The sequence below is a fragment of the Rheinheimera gaetbuli genome, from assembly GCF_054781935.1.
Genome location: NZ_BAAGTL010000013.1, coordinates 1 through 1,432, shown reverse-complemented (window position 1 = coordinate 1,432; position 1,432 = coordinate 1). Strand labels below are relative to the sequence as shown.

At 51.3% G+C, this 1,432-nt stretch carries 1 protein-coding gene; it reads right to left on the bottom strand.

Annotated elements, in window-relative coordinates; all coding sequences use genetic code 11:
- The coding region (locus ACYVIC_RS12685; protein ID WP_460860475.1) for a non-ribosomal peptide synthetase at positions 1-1,432 on the bottom strand (1,432 nt) is incomplete at both ends.

The window sequence follows — 1,432 nt, the reverse complement described above, 5'->3', positions numbered from 1 at the left end:
GTACTTGCTCTATCTCGCCAAGCTCTATGCGGTAACCACGTACCTTCACCTGATGATCGTTGCGACTTATAAACGCCAGGTTACCGTCCGGTAATAGCTGCACCAAGTCACCGGTGCGATACAACCGTTTCGAGCGGTAAGCTGTGTCTGGATCATAAAACGGATTGTCGATAAACCGTTTGGCCGTAAGCTCCGGGTTATTCAGATAACCTCTGCCTAATCCTTGCCCGCCAATGCATAATTCGCCAACAGAGCCAGCCGGCGCCAGAGATTGTGTGCCCGGGGCCAAAATATATAGCTGGGTATAAGCCAACGCCCGGCCAATATGCGGAAACTCTCCTTCCACTAAAGTAACGGTGCTATTCACCGTGCATTCTGTTGGCCCATAAAGGTTATAAACCAAGGCTCCTGACTCACGGTATTCTGTCAACGATTGCCATAAAGTAGCTGATATTGCCTCTCCGCCAATCAGCAGATCCGGCGTAAAGTCTTTTGGCCATTGCTGCAACCAGACCTGAGCAAGACTTGGCGTGCAATCTAAAACGGACAACCGCTGCTGCCTGGCATAGTTGCACAATGCCTCGGGCTCGAGCTTCAAGCCCTGCGATATAACCACCAGGCTTCGACCCATGCACATATAAAGCAGACCTTGCAAAGAAGCATCAAATATATAGTTTGCGCACCAACCTATACGGCTATGCGGAGCAATCCATGCATTCATTTCACGGCCTAATACTGCAAGGCTGTGATGCTCTACCATCACGCCTTTAGGTGTACCGGTTGATCCCGAGGTGTAAAGCACATAAGCCAGGCTGGTTAACTCCTGAGCATGTTGCTCAAGGTTGCTTTTGCTGCAGCCGCGAAGCAAATCAGTGTCCATTGATGGCGGTGCAACGTTATCCAACAGTAGTTGCGGACAACCACGTTGAGCGAAGAATGCGCGCTGATCAGACAGACATAAAATCACCCGACATTGCGTTTCAGCCAACACCAGATCGAGGCGCTCAGCGGGTAAGTCAGGTTCAAATGGCACATAAGCGCCTCCGGCTTTCCACACGGCCAGGATAGCGATAAGCATTTCTGCAGAACGGGGTAGACATAAACCAACCAATTCGTCAGGCCCGACAGAAAACTCCGTACGCAGGTAGCGAGCTAGCTGATTGGATCTTTCATTAAGTTGCCGGTAAGTCAGCACAACATCATCGCAAACCACTGCTTCTGCGTCTGGCGTAGAGTCGGCCTGATTTTCAAATACCCTGTACAGAGCGATATTCTCGCTGACGTCAGTGTTGTGACGATCGAGGTTAGACAGGATAGCGGCAGTTTCTTGCATACTAAGCAACGGCGCCTGCCCCAGCGGCAACGTCGGAGACTGCACAAGCGCTTGCGCAAACACCGCAAACTGCTCTGCCATCCGCGCAATACTCTCTGG